Source organism: Eupransor demetentiae (assembly GCF_963930865.1).
In the GTDB taxonomy this organism is placed as follows: Bacteria; Bacillota; Bacilli; order Lactobacillales; family Lactobacillaceae; genus Eupransor; species Eupransor demetentiae.
In genome coordinates, this window is record NZ_CAWVOH010000003.1 from 23,180 (window position 1) to 43,830 (window position 20,651).

Consider the following 20,651-nt stretch of genomic DNA (forward strand, 5'->3'; position numbering starts at 1 on the left):
CTTACCATGAGCCGTATTGGAAATAAGGTAATCACTGTCCCAGCTGGCGTTGAAGTTAAGCAAGACGGTCAACACGTGACTGTTAAGGGACCTAAGGGTGAATTGAACTACTTGATCAACCCTGAAATCACCATGCACATGGATGGTACTGAAGTATCATTTACTCGTGCCGCTGATGACAAGAAGCACCGCGCATTGCACGGTACTACGACTGCCAACTTCGCTAACATGATCGAAGGTGTTACGAACGGATTCTCAAAGACCTTGAAGATGGTCGGTGTTGGATACCGTGCCGCTAAGAAGGGTTCAACTTTGAACCTTAGCGTTGGTATGTCACACCCCGTTGACTTTGAAGACCGCGAAGGTTTGACTGTTGAAGTACCAGATTCTTTGACAATCAAGATTTCAGGAATCTCAAAGCAACGCGTTGGTGATTTTGCAGCCGAAATTCGTGGCGTACGTCCACCAGAACCCTACAAGGGTAAGGGTATTCGTTACGAAGGTGAAGTTGTTCGTCGTAAGGAAGGTAAGACTGGTAAGTAAAATTACCCGTTTTAACCCCGTTAATTTAATTTGTAATTTAAGACTATTATTAGTCGTTAAGAAAAGGAAAGCACAGCTATGATTTCAAAACCAGATAAGAACAAGCTCCGTGTAAAGCGCCACAAGCGCGTTCGCGGAAAGATTTCTGGTACTGCTGCTCGCCCACGTTTGAACGTTTTCCGTTCTAATGTAAACATCTACGCTCAATTGATTGATGACGTAGCGGGTGTAACGCTAGCAAGTGCCTCATCACAAAGTGCCGATGTTACCGGTACTAAGACTGAACAAGCCGTTAAAGTTGGCGAATTGATCGCTAAGAATGCTAAGGCTGCTAACATTGAAGAAGTTGTCTTCGATCGTGGCGGTTATGTTTATCACGGACGTGTTAAGGCTTTGGCCGATGCAGCTCGTGAAAACGGCTTGAAGTTCTAAGGAAAGGAGGAATAAATAAAATGGTTGAATTCGTTAATCCTAAAGCACTTGGTGAATTAGAAGAAAACGTTGTTGCAATTAACCGTGTTACCAAGGTTGTTAAGGGTGGACGTCGTTTGCGTTTCGCAGCATTGGTTGTTGTTGGAGACAAGAACGGACACGTTGGCTTTGGTACTGGAAAAGCTCAAGAAGTTCCAGAAGCAATCCGTAAGGGTGTTGAAGACGCAAAGCGTAACTTGATTACTGTACCTATGGTTGGTACCACTATTCCTCACGATGTCCTTGGACAATGGGCCGGTGGAAAGATTCTTGTTAAGCCTGCCAAGGAAGGTGCTGGAGTTGCCGCCGGTGGTTCTACCCGTTCCGTAATGGAATTGGCTGGTATCAACGATGTGACTGCTAAGTCACTTGGTTCATCAACCCCAGTTAACGTTGTTCGCGCAACTTTCGATGCCTTGACTAAGCTTAAGTCAGCTGAAGGCGTATCATTGAAGCGCGGTGTTTCTATCGAACACTTGGTTGATTAAGGAGCGATAAAAATGGCAGATTTGAAGATCACTTTGATTCGAAGTGCGGCTCATCGCTTGCCTAAGCAACGCGCAATTGTTAAGTCACTTGGACTTAACCGTGTGTCAAGCTCAGTGGTGAAGCCAGATAACGAAGCTACTCGTGGTGCAATTTTCCATATTGCTCACTTGGTTAGCGTTGAAGAAGTAAAGTAAAAAATAAAAAAAGGAGGGACCAAAGATGAATTTGAACGAATTGCAACCAGCTGAAGGCTCACGCTTCGTACGTAACCGTGTTGGTCGTGGTACATCATCTGGAAATGGTAAGACCTCAGGACGTGGTCAAAAGGGTCAAAAGGCTCGTGGTAAGACGCGTCTAGGTTTTGAAGGTGGACAGATGCCATTGTATCGTCGTATTCCTAAGCGTGGATTTACTAACATTTCACGCAAGGAATTCGCCATCGTTAACTTGGAAGCATTGAACCGCTTCGACAATGGTGCAGAAGTTACTCCTGCCCTTTTGATTGAATCTGGTTTGGTAAAGAACCAAAAGTCAGGTATCAAGATTCTTGGTGAAGGCCAACTTGACAAGAAGTTGACTGTTAAGGCAAATAAGTTCTCTGCCACTGCAGCAAAGGCTATTGAACAAGCTGGTGGTTCAACCGAGGTGATTTAATGCTTAGCACGTTATTTAATGCAGTACGTGAAAAAGATATTCGCAAAAAGCTAGGCTGGACATTGCTCATTCTTTTCGTTTATCGAATTGGAATTCATATCACGGTTCCTGGTGTTAACCCATCAGCCCTGACGAGCATGTCAAACTCTGGTTTGATGAACATCTTAAACATCTTTTCCGGTGGTGGCTTGATGAACTTCTCATTGTTCGCAATGGGGGTTTCACCATACGTTACCGCTCAGATTGTTGTCCAACTTTTGCAATTAGATATCGTGCCTCGCTTTGTTGAATGGAGTAAGCAGGGTGAAGTTGGTCGACGCAAGTTAAACAACGCAACGCGATGGATGACCATCATCTTTGCGTTCTTGCAGTCCATCGGTATCACAGCTGGGTTCAACTCACTATCTGCTTACGGATTAGTTAAGCAAACCAATGACGTCACTTCCTTCCTTATGATTGGGTCGGTTATGACGATTGGTACTTTCTTTGCGGTTTGGTTGGGTGAAATGATTACCGAAAAGGGTCTTGGAAACGGTGTTTCTATGATTATCTTTGCTGGTATTATTTCCCAAGCTCCGAGCGGATTTTACGATCTTATCAAAGAAAACATTTTGCAAGCAGATAGCAACCAAATCGTGACGGGTTGGGTCTTCATGGCCGTGCTTGTTGCCGCTATCATCTTGGTAGTCGGTATCACGACTTGGTTTTATGAAGCAACTCGTCGTCTACAGATTCAATACACCCGTTCGGCGTCAACTTATGGAAGTGAAGCTTACCTACCCCTACGACTTAACGTTTCAGGAGTTATTCCGGTTATCTTCGCTTCATCCTTCATTAGTACACCGCAAACAATTTTGTTTGCTTTCCAAAATAAGTATGGTGATGCCCAGTGGTTCCAAGTGCTAAAGCAAGTCTTTAGTCTTCAAACTGCCACTGGTGCCATCTTCTATACCTTTCTAATTATCGTGTTTACTTACTTCTACGCCTTTGTTCAGGTTAACCCTGAAAAATTGGCTGAGAACTTGCAAAAGCAGGGTGCTTACATCATTGATGTTCGCCCTGGTATTGAAACGCAAAAGTTTATCACGTCCATGCTTTTGCACCTTTCCTTCGTGGGAGCGCTCTTCCTTGGTTTCGTCGCCTTGGTACCATTGGTTGCATCCGATGTATGGGGCTTGAACGAAAAGATTGGTTTGGGCGGTACAAGTTTGCTGATCACGATTGGTGTCACCCTTGATTTGATTCGTCAGATTGATGGTTTGATGCAAAAGAAAAATTATGTTGGATTTATTCGCTAAACCTTTAGCTAAATAGGAGGCTATGAATGGCAATGAACTTAATTCTGTTAGGACTGCCCGGTGCCGGTAAGGGAACGCAGGCTGAAAAGATCGTCAAAGATTTTCCTGTAATCCACATTTCTACTGGTGATATTTTCCGTGCGAACATGGCTGAAAAGACAGCGCTTGGAGAAAAGGCAAAGTCCTTCATGGATGCCGGTGAATTGGTACCTGATGAGATTACCAATGCGATGGTTGCCGATCGTTTGCAAGAAGCAGACGTTCAAGAACACGGCTTTATGCTTGACGGTTACCCACGTAACGAAGATCAAGCTCGTTTCTTGGACAGCTTCTTGGCCGATCACAATAGCAAGGTATCCGCTACCTTGTATTTCGAAGTTTCCGATGATATTTTGCGCCAACGCCTACTAGGCCGTGGCCGTGCTGACGATACACCGGAAGTTATTGACAAGCGTATGGAAGTTAACAAGGCTGCTAACTTGCCATTGGTGGATTACTACAAGAAGGAAAACGTCTTGCACACCATCAACGGTAACGGGGACCTTGATGACATTTATGCAAATGTTAAAAAGGTTTTGGAAAGCTTGGCCTAAAGCGGTTAAGCTTGTGAAACATAGTAATTTCTGGTATAATTTGATAGGTTAAGCACTTATCGATTATGTTGTTTACACGGTACATGGAGGTATCTGCGTGGCCAATGATGTCATTGAAATTGAAGGCAAAGTAAAGGAAACTATGCCGAATGCAATGTTCCAAGTGGAACTTGAAAATGGTGCGGTTATCTTGGCGCACGTTTCTGGTAAGATTCGTAAGAATTTTATCCGAATCTTGCCGGGTGATCGTGTCACGGTGGAAATGTCACCATACGACCTTACTAAAGGTCGTATCACTTACCGTTTCCGCTAAAAAGTTTAGAGACGGAACAATAATCAGTTAACCGAATAGGAGGAATAGATTATGAAGGTACGTCCATCTGTTAAGAAGATGTGTGATTCTTGCCGTATCATCAAGCGTAATGGCCGCACTATGGTCATTTGCCCGGCAAGTCCAAAGCACAAGCAACGCGCTGGTAAGTAATTACTAGCAACATTAAGATTGATTGAAAAATAAACATAAATGTTATTTTCAAAATACTAGAAGGAGGTAAATTGTTATGGCTCGTATTGAAGGTATCGATTTGCCCCGTGACAAGCGTATTGTCATTGGGCTAACATACATCTACGGAATCGGTTCAGCCACTGCACAAAAGATTTTGGCAGATGCAGGCGTTTCAGAAGACGTCCGCGTGCGTGATCTTAGCATCGATCAAGAAGATGCTATTCGTAACGCAATTGCCAAGTTGAACTTGCAGTTGGAAGGTGATTTGCGTCGTAAGGTGTCACTTGACATCAAGGGATTGCAAGAAATCGCTGCATACCGTGGTATTCGTCACCGTAAGGGCTTGCCCGTTCGTGGACAACACACGAAGAACAACGCTCGTACTCGTAAAGGCCCAGCTACAGCAATTGCTGGTAAGAAGAAGTAATCACTCCTTCTTTTGCAGTATTCGTTTTTGGAGAATAGCATTTGTAGCAAGAGCTTGCCTTTCGTTATAAGCGTTCGATCCTAATCGATGCGGCACATGATTATCACAACCATAGTTGTGTAATGTTGGTTAGGTTGCACCTAACCCGAGAAATTATAAAAAAGTATTGAAAAGGAGGCAAACATTATGGCAACACGCAAGCGTCGTGTAAAAAAGAATATTGAAAATGGTGTGGCCCATATCCACGCAACTTTCAACAACACTATTGTCATGATCACTGATGCCCAAGGTAACGCCGTTGCCTGGTCATCAGCCGGTGCACTTGGCTTCAAGGGAAGTCGTAAGTCAACACCATTCGCTGCTCAAATGGCAGCCGAAGCTGCAGCAAAGACCGCCATGGATATGAACATGCGTTCAGTTGCAGTTACTGTTAAGGGTCCTGGTTCAGGTCGTGAATCAGCAATTCGTGCTTTGGCAGCAGCTGGTCTAGAAGTAACTTCAATCAAGGATGTTACCCCAGTTCCCCATAACGGATCACGCCCACCAAAGCGTCGTCGTGTTTAATTGAATTTCATTGCGCTTGCTTTGAAAGAGGGGGTCAGAATTACTGATGATTGAATTTGAAAAGCCAGATATTCACAACATCGAAGAGGATGCCAACTACGGTAAGTTCATCGTAGAGCCTCTTGAGCGAGGTTATGGTACTACGCTTGGTAATTCCTTGCGTCGTGTCATGCTATCATCGCTTCCTGGCGTAGCTATCAACACGGTTCAAATCGATGGTGTTGTTCATGAATTTTCAACAGTTGATGGTGTCGTAGAAGATGTTACTCAGTTGATCTTGAATTTGAAGAAGGTTGTTTTGGCAACTGATTCAGAAGAAGAACACAGTCTTGAGATTGATGTTCAAGGACCAAAGGATGTAACTGCTGCCGACTTGCAAGGTAGCTCCGATATCGAAGTCCTTAATCCCGACTTGCACATTGCAACCTTGGCAGCAGGAAAGTCATTACACATGACGGTTACTGCTGTAAAGGGTCGTGGTTATTCTTCAGCTGATGAGAATAAAAAGTTACGCGATGAAATGCCAATTGGTGTTTTGACCGTTGATTCAATTTACACACCAATTGACCGCGTTAACTTCCACGTCGAAAACAAGCGCGTTGGCTCTCGTGATGATTACGATAAGCTAACGATGGAAGTTTGGACAAATGGTTCAATCAAACCCAGTGATGCTTTAAGTCTTGGTTCAAAAATTCTAACCGAACATTTGAACTTGTTTACGGATATTTCACCCGTCGCTTCAAACACGAACGTGATGGTCGAATCCGAACCAGTTGTGGCTAGTTCAAGTGACTCAGCTCCAATCGAAGATTTGGATTTGTCAGTTCGTTCATACAACTGCTTGAAGCGAGCAGGTATTAATACCATTACCGAGTTAACTGATCGTACTGAACCTGATATGATGAAGGTTCGTAACTTGGGTCGTAAGTCATTAGACGAAATCCAAGAGAAGTTGACCGAAATGGGCTTAGGCTTCCGTAAAGAAGATTAATTGATTTCTGAAAACTATTGAAAAAAGGAGGATTCACCGATGTCATACCGTAAGTTGGGTCGTACATCTTCACAGCGTCGTGCAATGTTGCGTGATTTGACTACTGATCTTTTGATCAATGGCCGTATCACGACTACTGAAGCGCGTGCGAAGGAAATTCGTAAGACCGCTGATAAGATGATTACGCTCGGTAAGCATGGCGACTTGGCCTCACGTCGTAAGGCAGCTACTTTCGTTCGTAACGAAATTGCTGACGTTAAGGAAGATGGCGATAACATCAAAGTTCAAACTGCTTTGCAAAAGTTGTTTGAGGATGTTGCTCCCCGTTTTGCAGAACGTAATGGTGGTTACACCCGCATTCTTAAGACTGTGCAACGCCGTGGCGATGCCGCACAAATGGTTATCTTGGAGCTTGTCGACTAATTCGACGAGTTGCAGTAATTGAAAAAGCCAAGGACGAAAGTCCTTGGCTTTTTTGTATGCTTTAAATTAATTTTGGCGATTCATCAAAAGCTTAGCAAGCTGTTGAAGATCATCCTGTAGTTCTTTTGATGGTAATTGATTGAGCAAGTCGTTTAATTGCTGCTGATAGTCAGCCAGCAAGTCGGAGAGGGATTGCATCCCACCAGCTTCAATGATTAGTGCATGTAACTTTTGCATGTCATCGTTGCTAATCTCATCACGTTTTTCAAGATAGCTGCGAATTTGAGGGCTGTAACCGGGCTGCTCTAGAGCAAACATCACAGGAGCAGTATAGATACCGTTGCGAATGTCCTGGCCTACTGGCTTACCTAACTGAACCTCTTGGCTGATGCTTTCAAAGTCCAAGTAGTCATCGAGTAACTGGAAGGTTACGCCAAGGATACCGGCAAAGCGGTCAACAGTGGTGGCAAGGCCTTCATCAACAGCTTCGTGACCAGATGCAATTCCGAACTTGGCAGCCAACTGGAAGAGGGCGCCAGTCTTACCCTTAATTCGTTTTAAATAACCGTTAAAATCATCATCAATGACGTAGCGTTCTTGCTTTTGGGCTAACTCGCCATAAAGGATGGCTTGTAGCGCAGTAATTACGTCAGAACTTAGCTTAGGACGGTCTGCCTGGGTAATTAAGGAAAACATACCCGTCAGAAGATAGTCACCAGCATACACGGCAGTGTCTTTGCCAAATGCAGCCTGAATGGAGCTAGTACCGCGGCGTAGCTTGGATTCGTCGATCACATCGTCGTGAATTAAAGTGGCCAAGTGTAAGAGCTCGACTGAAGCAGCCAGCTTAATCATGCTGTCGTGACTCTCAGCGTCATTACCCTTTGCTAAACGGGAAAAAATAATGGTTAGGGCAGGGCGAACAAGCTTGCCTGCGTTTAGTTGCGACCTGATCGCGTGATCAATATCAGTGAAACCAATCTGCCAACTTTCATTGATGGCGACTAACACTTCCTGTAAGTCAGCCTTTACTCGGGGAAAATCGTCCCAAATTGTTGGCAAGGATTGGGTCTTGGACTGGTCCATGTAAATTCAAGTCTCGTTTCATTCTATGTACAAAAGTGCGGATTCGAACAATCCGCACTTTTTTATTATAACTTATTTTTTAAGATCATCGTATTGTGATTTAGCTTTACCGTACCAAGCCAAACCAAAGACCTTTTCCATCAAAGGAACAAGGGCGATATCGACACCAAAGTTACGTCCAGCACCGTTCATCAAGGCGATTGAACCGAAGATGACGAAGAGTTGGGTAATGTCGAAGCCGTTGAAAATCCAGGCGAAGATTGCGAGGATAATCGACAAGGCAGCGGCTGGCCAAGTAAAGATTCCAACCAAGAGGAAGGCACCCGTCAAAATTGAAAGGAATGGCATCAAACCACCTTGCCAGTAAGCAGCGTCGTGGACACCTAAGCCGCCCAAGGCCGTCATCATCCAGAAGACACCGAGGAAGATACGCAATGGCAAGGCCCACAAAGTGTTTCCTTGGTGTGAAATGGTACCACGGAATGGGTTACGGCCGTTCTTCGTACGGAAAAATTCATCCAACATGTAGTGGAAAATGGCGAAGGCCGACTTGATTTGTGAGTAGAAGTAAAGGTTGATACCGTGCTTTGCCAAACTTGCGAAGAAGCCAGAGAAGTTCATCCAGCCCATCAAAGCGGCAACGGTGTAATGTGAACCAATTGAAACGGCGTAACCGTGGAACTTAGCAACTTGGTCAAAAGTCTTAGCTTCCTTGGCCTTACCCAAGTCGTTCAAGATGTTGTTGGCAACGGCCTTGGCTGCGTTTTCAGCACCTTCAACAGTTTGTGGTACGGGACCAGTCTTTTGTGAAACGTAGTTCATCGTATCACCGGCAACGTAAACGTTAGGGTTAGTCTTACCGTCTTCGTTGATGGCGTGCATGTAGTCATCAACGTCGATACGACCAGCGTGGCCAGCTTGGAATCCCCAAGTTGAGATAACCTTCTTGGCACAAACACCGGCAGTCCAAATCAAGTTCTTCGTTGGCAAGTGGGAACCGTCAGCGAAGATCACGCTTTCAGCATCAACACCAGTAACCTTTGAGTTCTTGCGGATGTCAACGCCGTGACGAGTCATGTACTTTTCAGCACGGTCAGCCAAGGAACGGTCTGACAACATCTTCAAAACCATGTCGCCGGCTTCCATCATGACAATCTTGATTTCGTCTTCGTCCAACTTGTAAGTTTGAGCCAAAACCTTGCGTTGGTCGATGAATTCACCAACCAATTCAGCTCCGGTGAAGCCAGAACCAACGACTGCAATCGTCAAAAGTTCTTGACGCTTCTTAGGGTCGCTTTCAGCGGCCCCGGCAGCGATGTTATTTTCGATGGCTTCGCGGATACGCAAAGAGTCTTCGATTGACCACAATTCGTAGCCGTATTCCTTAACACCGGGCGTACCGAAGTCGTTGGAGGCACCACCGACTGAGATCACCAACTTTTCGTAAGGAATGTCCCCACGAGTGGTTGAAACAACTTGCTTGTCATGGTCAACTGAAGTAACTTCAGCAGTGACCAACTTGACGTTCTTTTCACGACCGAAGAGGTGTTGCAAGTCATCCTTAACGTGTTCAGGTTCAACACGCTGGGCAGCGACCTCGTGAATTTCGGTCATATAAGTCATGTAAGAATGCTTATCGATCAAAACGATTTGGTAGTCAGAATTGTGCTTTAATTTTTTAGCCAATTTCTTAGTGGCAAAGACACCACCGAAACCAGCCCCAACAATCACAATGTTCTTTTTAGGCATTATTCTTTTCCTTTGTGAAATATTAATCGACGTAATTCGATTTACCCTTCAATTATAGACCTCTTTAGCGATTTTTGGAACGGTTATACCATGATAAGATTGTGCAAAATCACGTCGAAAAGTCACTAACTGTCGGCTAGATTGGCCCTAAGGGACAGGTTGCTTTTGTGGTAAAATATTTCATAATGAAAAGCGCAATTGAACTAGACAATTTAAGCTATCACTACGATGAGCAAGCCGCTCTTTTTGACGATTTCAGTCTCAAAATCGAAGCGGGCGATTGGGTTGCTTTGGTTGGTCATAATGGATCGGGTAAGTCGACCTTGGCCAAGCTTGTTTTAGGCTTGCTCGAGGCCTCCGCTGGCCAAATCAAAATTTTCGGTCAGGAACTAAGTGAAGCGACTTTGGACCTGGTTCGCGGTCAGATCGGCATGGTTTTCCAGAATCCGGATAACCAGTTCGTTGGTGCAACCGTAGCCGATGACGTCGCCTTTGGTTTGGAAAACTTGCAGGTGCCATCTGAAGAAATGCCAGCGAAGATTCAAGCCGCGCTCGAGCAAGTCGGCATGCTGGATTTTGCTGACCGGGAACCCCATCATTTGTCCGGTGGGCAAAAGCAGCGGGTAGCCCTGGCTTCTGTTTTGGCCTTGCAGCCTAAGATTATTATTCTGGATGAAGCAACTGCCATGCTGGACCCTGAGGGGCGACAAGCCGTTATGGCAACGTTGCAGGATTTGAAAGAGCGTTATGGCCAGGAACTGACTTTGATTACCATCACGCACGACATGGACGAAGCGGCCCTGGCGGACCGAATTGTGGTCATTGATGATGGTCAATTAGCACTCGATGGCCGTCCGGATGAAGTTTTCACCCAGGGTGAACGATTACACGAATTGGGGCTGGATTTGCCCTTTGCCGCTCAGTTAAGCCAAGCACTGCGCGTCCGTCCAGATCACTATTTGAACCAAGAGGAACTAGTATCGTGGCTATTGAATTCCAGCAAGTAAACTTTGCCTACGGGCAGGGATCATTGGCCCAGCCTGTTTTACATAACGTTAATTTAACCATTCCAGCTGGTCAAATTACGGCCATTGTCGGGCAGACCGGTTCTGGAAAGTCGACCTTGGTCCAGCACATTAATGGCTTGTTAAAGCCCACTGCCGGTCAAGTGAAGGTCGACGATTTTGTGCTGTCTGCTGAGACAAAAGAAAAAGATTTGCCCAAGTTGCGGGCACAGGTGGGAATGGTGTTTCAATTCCCTGAAAGTCAGCTTTTTGCGGCCACGGTGCTCGAAGATGTGATGTATGGACCATTGAATTTTGGCCAGTCCAAGGTGGCTGCTCGCCAAGCTGCAGAAAAGGCCTTACAGCGTGTTGGTTTAGCCGAGGAGTTCTGGACGAAGTCGCCCTTTGCTTTATCGGGGGGGCAGATGCGTCGTGCAGCCATTGCGGGGACTTTAGCAGTTGACCCAGCTATTATGGTTTTGGATGAACCGGCAGCAGGCTTGGACCCTCGGGGCCAAGCGGAACTTTTGGATTTGGTCCGTTCCCTAAAAGATGAAGGCAAGACAGTGGTCTTGATTTCCCACCAGATGGATCAAGTTATGGCCTTGGCTGATCAGGTCGTTGTGATGGCCCATGGCGAAGTTCAGGCTGTTGAAGACCCAGTTACGCTCTTTAACCGACCCGCAGCATGGTTCCAGCAGGAACATTTGGAGCTGCCGACTGCTGGTAAATTTGCCTTGGAATTGGAGCAGGGTGGTTGGCACTTTGACCAGCGTCCCTTGACGCTAGAGGCTTTGGCTGCCGCCATCAACGCAAAGGAGGTCGAGCATGAATAGTATCGTGATTGGCCGCTATATTCCTGGTAATAGTTGGATTCATCGCTTGGATCCACGTACCAAGATTGTTTTGACCTTTGTTTATATTTTCGCTCTGCTATTTGCGAATTCATGGGCATCCTATGGTGTTGCGACCTTATTTTTGTTGCTGACTTTGTACCTAACGAAGCAGCCTTGGTCACTCTACTGGCAGGGAATCCGTCCCATTTTGGGCTTGATTGTATTTACGGTTATTCTACAAATCTTCTTCACAGCGGGGACTCCTATTCTTTTTCAATGGGGCTGGTTGAAAATTACGCAGCCGGGACTGCTGAATGCCGTCCTGGTCGTGATTCGCTTTGTGCTGATTATTTTGATGTCGACCGTCATGACTTTAACGACGGCTCCCACCAGCATTGCCTCTGCTCTGGAATCGCTTTTGGCACCACTTAAAAAAGTAAAGGTGCCGGTTGCTGAATTGGCCTTGATGCTTTCGATTGCCCTGCGCTTTGTCCCTCTCTTGATGGATGAAACGGTGAAGGTGATGAACGCCCAGAAATCGCGGGGGATGAGCTTTTCGACCGGTGGCTTGATTAAGCGGGCCAAGGCGATTGTGCCGCTTTTGATTCCGCTCTTTGTCGGCGCCTTGCAGCGTGCCCTCGACTTGGCGAACGCCATGGAAGTTCGTGGTTTTAAGGACCCCGAACAGCGAACGCGCTACCGTGTCTTGAAGTATGGCAAGCTGGATTACCAGGCGGCGATTGCCATGCTGATTTTCCTAATTATTTTTGTCACTGCCCGGTTAATCTGGGGATAGGAGTTTTTATGCCACGTTACATGGCAGTCGTTGCTTACGATGGTTCTGGCTTTGCCGGCTTTCAAATTCAATCAAAACACGGTGTCGAACGGGAACGCACGGTTCAAGGAGAACTCTTCAAAGCCGTCAACCAGATGGCTAAAAATCCAGACCCTGCTATCAAAGTGGTCGGCGCATCGCGGACGGACACCGGCGTGCATGCCTTTGGTCAGGTGATCCACTTTGACTTGCCCTTTGACATCCCCGCTGAGGGCGTCCGCAAGGGCCTCAATACGATTTTGCCCCGCGATATTTTGTTGAAAAAAGTGAAGAAGGTCAGCGATGACTTTCACGCCCGTTTTTCCAGCCACTCCAAACGCTATTTCTACCGAGTTTCCACCCAGGATTATGTGGATCCCTTTAAGCGCAAATACACCGGCCACTTCCACTGGCACCTCGATCCAGCGCGAATTGAAGCGGCCTTGCCTGATTTAATCGGGGAGCAGGACTTTGCGACCTTTGCTGCTTCTGGAAACGAAACGGCAACAACGATTCGAACGATTACGCGAGCCGAAGTCGAAGTGAAGCCCGACGAGCAGGAACTGGTTTTCACTTTTGAAGGGAATGCCTTTCTTTATAACCAGATTCGAATTATGGTCGGGGTGCTACTCGAAATTGGAACGGGCCGTCGCCCCGTCGATGCCATTCCTGCGCTGATTGCAGCTAAGGATCGTGAACAAGCACGCTACACGGCACCGGCCGCTGGTTTATATCTTGATGAAATTGAGTATAATGAATAATTGGAGGTATACCAATGACATTATTTGAAGAGTATATTCAGGCTGCAAAGGGTTTGGTGGTGGTATCCACTGCCGAAAATAATCAGCCATCATCCCGCATTATGGGCTTCGCGGCTGACCCTGACCATCCCAATCACTGGTACTTGGTGAGCCAGCCCGACACGGCGAAGATTAAGCAGTTGGCTAGCAACGATAAGGTTGCTATCTTGACACCCTTGAACGAAAATGGCGCCCGCATTGAATCGAACCAAGCAACCATGCAACCTTCTGAAAAGAAGTGGGCCGATGTTGCTTCATACTTCAAGGCACCGATTTTCTCGAAGATGCATCCTCATCCAGAACAAGAAGTATTGTTGGAGTTGACGATTAAGTCAGCCCGCTTGGCTTCCTTCGCTGGCCAGGAAAACGTAACCTTTTAATAATTTATGCACCCAGTTTGGGTGCTTTTTTATTACAAAAATCTGGCATAATCTGTACTTTGTAATTCTAAGGTTACAAATTGGTTACAAAGCCTATAAGTCGCCCCATCAAGGCCTTTTCTTCGATACACTGTGAGAAGAAACTGACTTTGGAGAAATCATGCTAAACGACATTTGCATCCAAATTGTGCTCTTAGGTGTGACTTGGCTTTTAATCTATGCTTCGATGAGCCTCTTAACGGTTATTTTTGGGACGCTCTCTTGCTCAAAGTATCGCTTAATCAACTTTTTAGGTTTAGCCTACGACCTTGAACGTAAAAAATTCTGCTTCCATCCCATCTACAATCTTTATGGCCACGCTGTTCTAATGGATTTTAAGAGCCAAAAGGACATGAACCGTTATTTGAATTCACGGGCCATTGCTGCCACGGTCGTTTTTGTCGCTGTTTCGGTTTGGCAAACGATTGACCACGTGGATGATTTTTACTGGGTGATTGGCCCTTCGACCATGTCCTTGATTTCCTGGATGATAGCCCTTTATTATTCGGGGACGGAAGCTGGCCAAACCAAAAACGGTAAGTTACGCGTCGAAAATCGCAACCTCGCCATGCAAGTCTGGAGCAAGCTCTTGTTGGCCAAGGACCAGCACAGCTATGACCGGGTTGATTTGGTTCTGGATTATCTTGAACAAAAGGAACCTAGGGAAGTGGCCTATTTGGCCATCTTCTTCGCTTACATGAACTCCTCCTTACTTTCGAAGGGCATCACGCCTGAACAGCATGCGCGGATTGAAGCCATTTATAACCGCTATAGTCGGGCCAACATAAACGATGGCTTCGGCCTCTTCGATTACGGCGATTACCCAGGTGAGCTGGCCAGTATGAAAATCATTTTGACCAACGCGGGCTTGGATTACGACTTTATCCGCCATGCTCCTCGGGCCTACCGCCGGCGGCTCTTTTACATGAGTGACCCGCGCAATGTCTACTTCGAATCGGAATATGCCCGCCAACTGTCGCTGGTGCACCGCTCATTGAGGGATGAATCCTTCTTGATGAAAAGCTGTGCCGCCTATTGGCAGTGGGGACAGGACCGGAAATAAGAAAGGGAGAGAACAATGAATTGGCTTAATAGTGTCGTCTTATGGATTTTGGGAATTTTGCTGGCGCAGTTCTTCTTGGAGCTGGTCCAGATTGTACTGGGCTACGCCGTGAAGCTGCCGTTTCGTTCCTATAACTTAATTGGTTTTCGTTACGATCGTAAAACGAAGAAGTTAACCTACCGACCGCTGACTTTTGCCTTTCCAAACTCGACCTTGATGGACTTCCCGGCTAAGTTTTCCTATAACAAGTATTACTTTGTAGCCTTGATGGGACAAACCTTACTGGCACTGACTTGGGTCTACGTCACTTTTATACCATCTGCGCCGAAAAATGATTTCGTTACGGGCTGGTCATTTGCTTGCTACCTCTTGGTCCTAGGAAATATTTTTCCAATTCCTTACGGTTACAACTTAGGTCGGAAGCTGCAGCTAACTTTTTCAAATTCCAGTGAATTGAAGGTGGCCTTCCTGCTTTCCAATATCAAGGCCAAGCTAGTCGAAGACCAGGATGATCAATCCTTTATTTGGGTCAAGGACAGCTTACATTTGCTTGAAACTCATCACGAACTCAGTCCCATTTACCTGAATGTGGTTTTGCCTTATCTGAACGCCGCCTTTTTGGCCAATGCCATGGATGAAAAGGAGCGGGAGCGCTTGTTAGGCATTTACAACTACTATCAGGAACATGGGATTAGTTCGGATACCAGCAAACGCACAGAATGGCGTTTTACCGGTGAATACGAATCCCTCGCCATCCTCTTAGGTCAAAAACCGGATGATCTCGATGAAATCGAAGCTAACCGCATCACGTCGAACTACTTGAAGCGCTTGAATTACCTAATGCATCCCGATAATGCAGCGGACAAGGCCGCCTACCAAAAAGTGGTTAGCAGGTGCCAACGTCATTTGGGCGCTGAATCGGTCATGGCCAAGAGTGAAGAAAACTACCTCAATTGGGCCTAAAAAAAGCACCGCAAGGTGCTTTTTTATTACATAAAATTACGAAGCTTACATCTCCTTTACAATGCGGCCGGAAGGCTAGGGGCAGAACCATTCTTTCTGTAGAATAAGAGCATTGAATCAGTTTAGGAGAGAATGATATGTTCAATAGTTTTTGGGGCCAGGTAGGGCTCTGCCTGTTAGGGTTGCTCGGCGCCATCGTCTTTTTGGAACTTTGTACGGATTTATTGGCGTTAATTTTTCGCGTGAAGAGTCGCAAGATTAACTTTTTAGGCTTTTCTTATGACCGTAAAAGCAAGAAGGTACGCTATCAGCCGCTTGCCAATATCTATGGCATGCGCTTGATGCTGGGCTTCCCGACGGATCGTGATTATCTAATCTTTGGTTGGTTACGTCTGCTTGTGGGAGTGGTTCTTTATGTGTATATTTCCTGGGCCATTATCTGGACTGATAACTTGGCAGGTTGGGCCACAGGACCGGCCTATTTTGTTGAGTACATTACGCTTTATGTGATGATTCTAGGTGGCAACCAAACCAGTCGGCTTAAGCCTGGCAAGAGCAATACCTATTACTACCGCTATGGCATTCGTGATCGCGCCTATGGAAAGCTCAATGCCCCACTTGATGAATATTCCTTCATCTACTTGAATCAGGTCTTGGACTTTCTTTTGAAGCAAAACGAAGCGGTTCCCAATATCTTGGCACCATGTTTTGCCTACATCAACGCTGCCTTGAATTTTAAGGAGCTGAGCGCCGATGAAAAAGAAAAGATTGAACAAGTTTTTGATATTTATCACACCTGGAATTTTCACCGCGATACTTATGCAATCACGCCCATCAGCTATCAAGGCGAATTAGCTACGACTGCCATTTTGTTGGGACGTCCGGCACCAGAAGATAACGTTATCGCGGGCCTTTCCCAGCGCCGAGGCTACCAGCAACGTTTGAATTATCTGACCAATCCCAATGAAGCCAACCGTCTTGCTTATCAAAAAGCCATGCGTAAGCTGATTCGCATCGCCGGCGTCGACAGTGTGACGACGGCTAGTGCTGAAAAGTATTTTGAGATGGGGCAATAAAGCATTGGATGATGAACAAAAATTGAAGAATTATACTAGGAAATTGATAAAGGATTAGCCGATTATCATTCCGGACGGGTTAAGACTTTAGCAGATGTCTTTTCTCGATATGAAAGTAAAAATTAAGTCGCTATCGGTTGACACTCCGCACCCAGCTGGGTACAATAGTAAGCGGTATTGTTTACCTCACGATAAGCCCCGGAAACTTATTGTAAATTGTTTGGTAAGGAACGACCAAACCTGTAAACAACTAATCAAAGGAGCGCGCTATGCGTACAACATTTTTAGCAAAGCCAGGCGAAATCGAAAAGAAGTGGTACATCATTGATGCAAAGGACGTCGTAATGGGACGTTTGTCAACTGTTGTTGCTTCAATTTTGCGTGGTAAGAACAAGCCTACTTTTACCCCTAACGTTGATATGGGTGATCACGTTATCATCATCAACGCTGGTGAAGTAGCATTCACTGGTAAGAAGGCCACTGATAAGATCTATTACCACCACTCAAATCACCCAGGTGGTTTGAAGGAACGTACTGCAGGTAACTACCGTCAGTACAACCCTGAAAAGTTGTTGGAATTGTCTATCAAGGGTATGTTGCCTAAGACTTCATTGGGTCACAAGCAAGGTTTGAACTTGCATGTCTTTGCAGGTCCAGAACACGACCACGCTGCCCAAAAGCCTGAAGTGCTTGACATCAACAAGTTAGTTTAAGGAAAGGAGTAAAGAGATATGACTGCATCAGTACAATATGCCGGAACCGGTCGTCGTAAGAACTCAGTTGCCCGTGTACGTTTGGTACCAGGTAAGGGTCAAATCATGATGAATGGTAAGACTATCGAAGACTACATTCCTTTCCCTAACTTGCGTGAAGTTGTTTTGCAACCATTCAACGCTACTGAAACATTGGGTAACTACGATGTTTTCGTTAACGTTAACGGTGGTGGATTCTCAGGTCAAGCTGGCGCAACTCGTCACGGTATCGCCCGTGCCTTGTTGACGGTTGACCCTGACTTCCGCGCAGCCTTGAAGACTGCTGGTTTGTTGACTCGTGACCCTCGTATGAAGGAACGTAAGAAGCCAGGTTTGAAGAAGGCCCGTAAGGCATCACAATTCTCAAAGCGTTAATATTCGAATATTTTATGTTTTGGAACAGCGACCGTTTGGTGGCTGTTTTTTTGTGTCTGAAAAGCAGTTTTAATCTGACTGTTACATGGTTGCAAAATCCCTTTGTTATGCTATTTATAATAAGAACTTAAGGGAGTTTTGGAAAATGAAACCGGGAATTAAGGAACGATTTTCGAATTGGGCTAGTAATTTTGCTTTTGCCGTCCTAATCGCAGTTGATGGTTATGTAGCCCTTAGTGATAATTCACAGAATGTTTTGGCGAGTGCACTCAGTTGGATTGGATTAGTCGGCATTGTTTTTATCTTTTTCCGCTACTTCACGAAGTACTTTGTCGATGTTTTGTGGGCATTAATTGGTTTATCTATGATTACGAATATATCGGACCATCCCAATATTTTTGACTGGATATTTGTAACACTTTTTTTGGTCGTTTATCTGATTTACCTCATCACTTATCTTTGGAGTGGTCGTAATCTATTTAAGAAGAAGGGTGAACAGTATGAAGACTGAGTTCAAAAAACGATTCTCTAATCTATGTCTTGCCTTCTCTTTCGCCGTCATGATTGCCATGACAATTTCGATGCTCTATGACGATACCAAGGTTTATATGAAGATCTTGGCTGGATTCGGCGTGCTTGCAATTGCCTTTTTAGTTTCGCGTTTTGGGCAAAATTTGGTGACGTTAATGGTCTGGGGCACATTGTTGATCTTGGATGTTGTGACGATGATTGACGCCTATGATATGAAGGCGATGATTATGCCAGTTGCCTATCTTTTCTTTATGGTGGCTTACTTTGGCATGTATCTTTTCAAGGGTATCGACCTCTTCGATAAAGGAAATCGCATTAATGCGCCGATTGGGAAAGCGAATCCAAAGGATAAGAACAAGTATCGGATTGCCTATGCCAGTCTGGGACTCGCACTGCTTTCCTTCTTGAGCTGGTTCACCTTACCGCACTACGGGCAGTTATTGCATATCTTCGGCTTCGGTGCTGATGATTATGCTTGGGCTTTTCTTCCTCTGATGGTAAGTCTTGCGGTATATCTTACGATGCGCAGCCAAATTGCTTTGACCAAGAATTTGAGGCTGGCTTTGTACGTCGTAGTTGCGGTTGGTTGTGTGTCTGTGGTTACGATGTTGGTGTTTGGTTGAAAATAAAAAGCTTCCCAGAAGGGGAAGCTTTTTTCATTACTTAATTGTATCCGCATTAATCTTGCGGACAATCGCAGACTTTTTCTTGGTAACTAACAGATAAATGATTGGAATGACAATGACTAGAATCTTTAATATCGCGAATCCCTGGTTAAGGTGTCCGGCCAGGATGGCGTTGCTCATGACTGCCTCGGCGATGACGTCATCGAGGAAATGTAAGGCGATGGCGGGCCAAATTGATCCGAAGGTGACATAGGCAATGGCGTAGGAAATACCGGCCCAGAAGGCGATGAAGCACTGCAAGAGGGTAATGCCAAGCGACGCATGGCTCAAGTTGGTCAAGTGCATTAAGGCAAAGATCAAGTTGGAATAGAACACGGCGCGGAAGGCGCCTTTTTTACCATCAGACTGTTTGAGGAAGTAGGTCAAAAACATGCCGAGTAGGACGCCGCGGGCCAAGAATTCTTCGGAAAAACCACCCATGGCGCCGGTCGCAAAGGAAGCGACTGGGTTTTGAGCGGAGAAGTAGGGGATGGCCAGGGCGATGACGACAATCCAGAAGGCTAGGCCCGACCAGGTGAAGCTTTCCTTGAAGTATATCTTTTGCTTGGTCAGGAAGTAATTTAGTCCTAGAACGACGGCGACTTCGACCATTTTAAAGATGAAGTTGGCTTGCAATTGAGTCAGATGGAAATGGTAAAAAGACCAGTTCACGATGGCGTGAACGAAAACTTGCTGAATCAACAGTTCGAGGACAATGAAGGCGGCCGTTAGATAGAGCAAGCGCTTCAATTGTGGATTTTTAGTCATGTGAGCTCCCTTGAAAATTTATTTTTCTAACTGGTAGTATAGCACGCTGAAGCCCTTTATTTTGCATAATTGACGGAAAATTTTGCCGCCTTATCATGTGATTTTTTGAGCCCGAAAAAAGCGCTAAAATAATCGGCAGGAGTCATTTATGAAGACAAAATTCAAACAATTTAGCCTGCGACTTTTGCTATCGGCAGTGGGGACGACCATCATTGCCTTTGGCATCGTTTGCTTTCGCTTGGCAAAGTTGGGCATTGATCCGGATACTGCTGCTAACATTGGCGTTTCGAGTACCTTTCATTGGTATCTGGGGAACTATCAGTTGGCAGTTAATCTGATTTTGTTTCTGCTTGTGGCGGCCTTTGACCGGACGCAATTTGGCCTGGGGACCTTGATTAACATGTCCTTGCCGGGCTATATCATTGCGGAACTGACGCCGATTTTGATGGCGCGGACGGACCGTTGGATTATCCACGGTGGCTTGCTGATTCAATTGGCCATTTTTGTTTTTGCCATCTTTTGCTTTTCGCTGGGCATTAGCATTTACATGAGCAGTCGGATGGGCGTGTCGCCCTATGATTCGGTGGCGGCCCTGTTTGAGAAAAAAGGCTGGCTGGCCTATCGCTGGGTTCGGACGATTCAAGATGTTTTGTTTTGCATTATTGCTTTTATTTTCGGCGGACCGCTGGGTATTGGAACCGTTTTGATTGCGTCCTTATCGGGCTATTCGATTCAAGCCTGGTTGCGCCTATATCGTTATGTTAAAAAGAGCCACCGCTCAGCACGGTGACT

29 protein-coding genes are annotated in these 20,651 nt (G+C 45.7%); 26 read left to right on the forward strand and 3 right to left on the reverse strand.

The window, feature by feature from the left end; genetic code table 11:
• Window positions 1-6 precede the first annotated feature (6 nt).
• The 13 genes from rplF to rplQ all read left to right on the forward strand — a co-directional run bounded on the left by rplF (window position 7) and on the right by rplQ (window position 6,958).
• Entirely contained in the window at window positions 7-543 is a 537-nt protein-coding gene (rplF, locus tag ABSY64_RS06340; RefSeq protein WP_349642247.1) for a 50S ribosomal protein L6, read from the forward strand.
• 78 nt (window positions 544-621) lie between these two features.
• Entirely contained in the window at window positions 622-975 is a 354-nt protein-coding gene (gene rplR / locus ABSY64_RS06345; protein ID WP_349642248.1) for a 50S ribosomal protein L18, read from the forward strand.
• Window positions 976-995: 20 nt separating this feature from the next.
• Window positions 996-1,502 carry a 30S ribosomal protein S5 gene (gene rpsE / locus ABSY64_RS06350; protein ID WP_349642249.1) on the forward strand — a complete coding sequence of 169 codons (507 nt, stop codon included), beginning with the start codon at window positions 996-998 and terminating at the stop codon, window positions 1,500-1,502.
• A 12-nt stretch (window positions 1,503-1,514) separates the two neighbouring features.
• Window positions 1,515-1,697, forward strand: a complete 183-nt coding sequence (gene rpmD / locus ABSY64_RS06355) for a 50S ribosomal protein L30 (protein WP_349642250.1) — start codon at window positions 1,515-1,517, stop codon at window positions 1,695-1,697.
• 25 nt (window positions 1,698-1,722) lie between these two features.
• Complete coding sequence (gene rplO / locus ABSY64_RS06360) at window positions 1,723-2,157, forward strand: 50S ribosomal protein L15 (protein WP_349642251.1); 435 nt, start codon at window positions 1,723-1,725, stop codon at window positions 2,155-2,157.
• Window positions 2,157-3,455 (forward strand): preprotein translocase subunit SecY, encoded by a 1,299-nt coding sequence (secY, locus tag ABSY64_RS06365; RefSeq protein WP_349642252.1) that lies wholly within the window; start codon window positions 2,157-2,159, stop codon window positions 3,453-3,455. Before rplO ends, secY begins: the two co-directional genes overlap by 1 nt.
• 26 nt (window positions 3,456-3,481) lie before the next feature.
• The gene (locus ABSY64_RS06370) at window positions 3,482-4,048 is read left to right on the forward strand and encodes an adenylate kinase (protein ID WP_349642253.1); all 567 of its coding nucleotides are present in this window, start codon (window positions 3,482-3,484) and stop codon (window positions 4,046-4,048) included.
• Between the two features lie 97 nt (window positions 4,049-4,145).
• Complete coding sequence (gene infA / locus ABSY64_RS06375; protein WP_349642254.1) at window positions 4,146-4,361, forward strand: translation initiation factor IF-1; 216 nt, start codon at window positions 4,146-4,148, stop codon at window positions 4,359-4,361.
• 51 nt (window positions 4,362-4,412) lie between these two features.
• A complete protein-coding gene (rpmJ, locus tag ABSY64_RS06380) occupies window positions 4,413-4,532 on the forward strand; it encodes a 50S ribosomal protein L36 (RefSeq protein WP_349642255.1) in 120 nt (39 codons plus the stop codon).
• Between the two features lie 76 nt (window positions 4,533-4,608).
• Window positions 4,609-4,980, forward strand: coding sequence for a 30S ribosomal protein S13 (gene rpsM, locus ABSY64_RS06385; RefSeq protein ID WP_349642256.1), 372 nt, complete (start codon window positions 4,609-4,611; stop codon window positions 4,978-4,980).
• A gap of 186 nt (window positions 4,981-5,166) precedes the next feature.
• Window positions 5,167-5,544 (forward strand): 30S ribosomal protein S11, encoded by a 378-nt coding sequence (gene rpsK, locus ABSY64_RS06390; protein ID WP_349642257.1) that lies wholly within the window; start codon window positions 5,167-5,169, stop codon window positions 5,542-5,544.
• A gap of 46 nt (window positions 5,545-5,590) precedes the next feature.
• Window positions 5,591-6,535: a DNA-directed RNA polymerase subunit alpha gene (locus tag ABSY64_RS06395; protein ID WP_349642258.1), complete on the forward strand. Its 945-nt coding sequence runs from the start codon at window positions 5,591-5,593 to the stop codon at window positions 6,533-6,535.
• A gap of 39 nt (window positions 6,536-6,574) precedes the next feature.
• Window positions 6,575-6,958, forward strand: a complete 384-nt coding sequence (gene rplQ, locus ABSY64_RS06400; RefSeq protein ID WP_349642259.1) for a 50S ribosomal protein L17 — start codon at window positions 6,575-6,577, stop codon at window positions 6,956-6,958.
• Window positions 6,959-7,024: 66 nt separating this feature from the next.
• Here the strand turns inward: rplQ and ABSY64_RS06405 are convergent, their stop codons facing one another.
• Together ABSY64_RS06405 and ABSY64_RS06410 are read right to left on the reverse strand one after the other, a co-directional pair.
• Window positions 7,025-8,044, reverse strand: a complete 1,020-nt coding sequence (locus tag ABSY64_RS06405) for a polyprenyl synthetase family protein (RefSeq protein ID WP_349642260.1) — start codon at window positions 8,042-8,044, stop codon at window positions 7,025-7,027.
• A gap of 72 nt (window positions 8,045-8,116) precedes the next feature.
• Window positions 8,117-9,793: an FAD-dependent oxidoreductase gene (locus tag ABSY64_RS06410; RefSeq protein ID WP_349642261.1), complete on the reverse strand. Its 1,677-nt coding sequence runs from the start codon at window positions 9,791-9,793 to the stop codon at window positions 8,117-8,119.
• Between the two features lie 185 nt (window positions 9,794-9,978).
• Here ABSY64_RS06410 and ABSY64_RS06415 point away from each other — a divergent pair, with 185 nt between their 5' ends.
• The 12 genes from ABSY64_RS06415 to ABSY64_RS06470 all read left to right on the forward strand — a co-directional run bounded on the left by ABSY64_RS06415 (window position 9,979) and on the right by ABSY64_RS06470 (window position 19,049).
• A complete protein-coding gene (locus ABSY64_RS06415) occupies window positions 9,979-10,800 on the forward strand; it encodes an energy-coupling factor transporter ATPase (RefSeq protein WP_349642262.1) in 822 nt (273 codons plus the stop codon).
• Complete coding sequence (locus tag ABSY64_RS06420) at window positions 10,776-11,633, forward strand: energy-coupling factor transporter ATPase (protein WP_349642263.1); 858 nt, start codon at window positions 10,776-10,778, stop codon at window positions 11,631-11,633. Before ABSY64_RS06415 ends, ABSY64_RS06420 begins: the two co-directional genes overlap by 25 nt.
• A complete protein-coding gene (locus ABSY64_RS06425) occupies window positions 11,626-12,429 on the forward strand; it encodes an energy-coupling factor transporter transmembrane component T family protein (protein WP_349642264.1) in 804 nt (267 codons plus the stop codon). The genes ABSY64_RS06420 and ABSY64_RS06425 overlap by 8 nt, the downstream gene beginning before the upstream one ends.
• Before the next feature lie 8 nt (window positions 12,430-12,437).
• Window positions 12,438-13,208: a tRNA pseudouridine(38-40) synthase TruA gene (gene truA / locus ABSY64_RS06430; protein ID WP_349642265.1), complete on the forward strand. Its 771-nt coding sequence runs from the start codon at window positions 12,438-12,440 to the stop codon at window positions 13,206-13,208.
• A 14-nt stretch (window positions 13,209-13,222) separates the two neighbouring features.
• On the forward strand, window positions 13,223-13,627 hold the full coding sequence (locus ABSY64_RS06435) for a pyridoxamine 5'-phosphate oxidase family protein (protein ID WP_349642266.1): 405 nt from the start codon (window positions 13,223-13,225) through the stop codon (window positions 13,625-13,627).
• A 160-nt stretch (window positions 13,628-13,787) separates the two neighbouring features.
• Window positions 13,788-14,729 (forward strand): hypothetical protein, encoded by a 942-nt coding sequence (locus tag ABSY64_RS06440; protein ID WP_349642267.1) that lies wholly within the window; start codon window positions 13,788-13,790, stop codon window positions 14,727-14,729.
• Window positions 14,730-14,744: 15 nt separating this feature from the next.
• A complete protein-coding gene (locus tag ABSY64_RS06445) occupies window positions 14,745-15,692 on the forward strand; it encodes a hypothetical protein (protein WP_349642268.1) in 948 nt (315 codons plus the stop codon).
• A gap of 137 nt (window positions 15,693-15,829) precedes the next feature.
• On the forward strand, window positions 15,830-16,768 hold the full coding sequence (locus ABSY64_RS06450) for a hypothetical protein (RefSeq protein ID WP_349642269.1): 939 nt from the start codon (window positions 15,830-15,832) through the stop codon (window positions 16,766-16,768).
• A 269-nt stretch (window positions 16,769-17,037) separates the two neighbouring features.
• A complete protein-coding gene (gene rplM, locus ABSY64_RS06455) occupies window positions 17,038-17,481 on the forward strand; it encodes a 50S ribosomal protein L13 (RefSeq protein WP_349642270.1) in 444 nt (147 codons plus the stop codon).
• Between the two features lie 18 nt (window positions 17,482-17,499).
• A complete protein-coding gene (rpsI, locus tag ABSY64_RS06460) occupies window positions 17,500-17,895 on the forward strand; it encodes a 30S ribosomal protein S9 (RefSeq protein ID WP_349642271.1) in 396 nt (131 codons plus the stop codon).
• Between the two features lie 145 nt (window positions 17,896-18,040).
• Entirely contained in the window at window positions 18,041-18,406 is a 366-nt protein-coding gene (locus ABSY64_RS06465; RefSeq protein ID WP_349642272.1) for a hypothetical protein, read from the forward strand.
• Entirely contained in the window at window positions 18,396-19,049 is a 654-nt protein-coding gene (locus ABSY64_RS06470) for a hypothetical protein (RefSeq protein ID WP_349642273.1), read from the forward strand. Before ABSY64_RS06465 ends, ABSY64_RS06470 begins: the two co-directional genes overlap by 11 nt.
• Window positions 19,050-19,085: 36 nt before the next feature.
• Here the strand turns inward: ABSY64_RS06470 and ABSY64_RS06475 are convergent, their stop codons facing one another.
• On the reverse strand, window positions 19,086-19,859 hold the full coding sequence (locus ABSY64_RS06475; protein WP_349642274.1) for a CPBP family intramembrane glutamic endopeptidase: 774 nt from the start codon (window positions 19,857-19,859) through the stop codon (window positions 19,086-19,088).
• Between the two features lie 148 nt (window positions 19,860-20,007).
• On the opposite strand from ABSY64_RS06475, the gene ABSY64_RS06480 reads away from it, so the two are divergent.
• Window positions 20,008-20,649, forward strand: a complete 642-nt coding sequence (locus tag ABSY64_RS06480) for a YczE/YyaS/YitT family protein (protein ID WP_349642275.1) — start codon at window positions 20,008-20,010, stop codon at window positions 20,647-20,649.
• The last annotated feature ends 2 nt before the right edge of the window (window positions 20,650-20,651 follow it).

What these genes read in the sequence shown, in the direction of transcription:
- ABSY64_RS06470 (WP_349642273.1), top strand. Translation starts at nt 18,396, where the DNA reads ATGAAGACTGAGTTCAAAAAACGATTCTCTAATCTATGTCTTGCCTTC.
- rplM (WP_349642270.1), top strand. Translation starts at nt 17,038, where the DNA reads ATGCGTACAACATTTTTAGCAAAGCCAGGCGAAATCGAAAAGAAGTGG.
- ABSY64_RS06410 (WP_349642261.1), bottom strand. Translation starts at nt 9,793, where the DNA reads ATGCCTAAAAAGAACATTGTGATTGTTGGGGCTGGTTTCGGTGGTGTC.
- rplO (WP_349642251.1), top strand. Translation starts at nt 1,723, where the DNA reads ATGAATTTGAACGAATTGCAACCAGCTGAAGGCTCACGCTTCGTACGT.
- rpsE (WP_349642249.1), top strand. Translation starts at nt 996, where the DNA reads ATGGTTGAATTCGTTAATCCTAAAGCACTTGGTGAATTAGAAGAAAAC.
- ABSY64_RS06425 (WP_349642264.1), top strand. Translation starts at nt 11,626, where the DNA reads ATGAATAGTATCGTGATTGGCCGCTATATTCCTGGTAATAGTTGGATT.
- ABSY64_RS06440 (WP_349642267.1), top strand. Translation starts at nt 13,788, where the DNA reads ATGCTAAACGACATTTGCATCCAAATTGTGCTCTTAGGTGTGACTTGG.
- rplR (WP_349642248.1), top strand. Translation starts at nt 622, where the DNA reads ATGATTTCAAAACCAGATAAGAACAAGCTCCGTGTAAAGCGCCACAAG.
- secY (WP_349642252.1), top strand. Translation starts at nt 2,157, where the DNA reads ATGCTTAGCACGTTATTTAATGCAGTACGTGAAAAAGATATTCGCAAA.
- rplF (WP_349642247.1), top strand. Translation starts at nt 7, where the DNA reads ATGAGCCGTATTGGAAATAAGGTAATCACTGTCCCAGCTGGCGTTGAA.
- ABSY64_RS06415 (WP_349642262.1), top strand. Translation starts at nt 9,979, where the DNA reads ATGAAAAGCGCAATTGAACTAGACAATTTAAGCTATCACTACGATGAG.
- truA (WP_349642265.1), top strand. Translation starts at nt 12,438, where the DNA reads ATGCCACGTTACATGGCAGTCGTTGCTTACGATGGTTCTGGCTTTGCC.
- rpmD (WP_349642250.1), top strand. Translation starts at nt 1,515, where the DNA reads ATGGCAGATTTGAAGATCACTTTGATTCGAAGTGCGGCTCATCGCTTG.
- ABSY64_RS06435 (WP_349642266.1), top strand. Translation starts at nt 13,223, where the DNA reads ATGACATTATTTGAAGAGTATATTCAGGCTGCAAAGGGTTTGGTGGTG.
- ABSY64_RS06480 (WP_349642275.1), top strand. Translation starts at nt 20,008, where the DNA reads ATGAAGACAAAATTCAAACAATTTAGCCTGCGACTTTTGCTATCGGCA.
- ABSY64_RS06405 (WP_349642260.1), bottom strand. Translation starts at nt 8,044, where the DNA reads ATGGACCAGTCCAAGACCCAATCCTTGCCAACAATTTGGGACGATTTT.
- rplQ (WP_349642259.1), top strand. Translation starts at nt 6,575, where the DNA reads ATGTCATACCGTAAGTTGGGTCGTACATCTTCACAGCGTCGTGCAATG.
- ABSY64_RS06450 (WP_349642269.1), top strand. Translation starts at nt 15,830, where the DNA reads ATGTTCAATAGTTTTTGGGGCCAGGTAGGGCTCTGCCTGTTAGGGTTG.
- rpsK (WP_349642257.1), top strand. Translation starts at nt 5,167, where the DNA reads ATGGCAACACGCAAGCGTCGTGTAAAAAAGAATATTGAAAATGGTGTG.
- ABSY64_RS06395 (WP_349642258.1), top strand. Translation starts at nt 5,591, where the DNA reads ATGATTGAATTTGAAAAGCCAGATATTCACAACATCGAAGAGGATGCC.
- ABSY64_RS06445 (WP_349642268.1), top strand. Translation starts at nt 14,745, where the DNA reads ATGAATTGGCTTAATAGTGTCGTCTTATGGATTTTGGGAATTTTGCTG.
- rpsM (WP_349642256.1), top strand. Translation starts at nt 4,609, where the DNA reads ATGGCTCGTATTGAAGGTATCGATTTGCCCCGTGACAAGCGTATTGTC.
- ABSY64_RS06465 (WP_349642272.1), top strand. Translation starts at nt 18,041, where the DNA reads ATGAAACCGGGAATTAAGGAACGATTTTCGAATTGGGCTAGTAATTTT.
- rpsI (WP_349642271.1), top strand. Translation starts at nt 17,500, where the DNA reads ATGACTGCATCAGTACAATATGCCGGAACCGGTCGTCGTAAGAACTCA.
- ABSY64_RS06475 (WP_349642274.1), bottom strand. Translation starts at nt 19,859, where the DNA reads ATGACTAAAAATCCACAATTGAAGCGCTTGCTCTATCTAACGGCCGCC.
- rpmJ (WP_349642255.1), top strand. Translation starts at nt 4,413, where the DNA reads ATGAAGGTACGTCCATCTGTTAAGAAGATGTGTGATTCTTGCCGTATC.
- ABSY64_RS06370 (WP_349642253.1), top strand. Translation starts at nt 3,482, where the DNA reads ATGGCAATGAACTTAATTCTGTTAGGACTGCCCGGTGCCGGTAAGGGA.